At 66.4% G+C, this 262-nt stretch carries 1 protein-coding gene; it reads left to right on the top strand.

All coding sequences use genetic code 11. From position 1 onward, the window contains the following. Window positions 1-262: hypothetical protein (locus tag NDO48_RS29310; RefSeq protein ID WP_267322932.1), on the top strand; the 262-nt coding region annotated here is incomplete at both ends.

Raw genomic sequence — 262 nt, forward strand, 5'->3', positions numbered from 1 at the left:
CGGTGCAGCGTCATGGTCGGCCGTTTCGTTCCGATGGCACGCCCTGCGACCCCGATTTCATCATCGTCGGCTACGGCAAGGTCGGCGGCCTGGAGTTCGGCCACGGCTCGGATCTGGACCTGGTGTTTATCCATGATGGCGATCCGCAGGCCGAGACCGACGGCGCCAAGCCCATCGACGGCGCGCAGTTCTTCACCCGCCTGGGCCAGCGCATCATCCACCTGCTGACCACCCAGACCACCTCCGGCGCGCTGTACGAGGT

This window comes from Aminobacter sp. MET-1, from assembly GCF_026521175.1.
Taxonomy (GTDB): domain Bacteria; phylum Pseudomonadota; class Alphaproteobacteria; order Rhizobiales; family Rhizobiaceae; genus Aminobacter.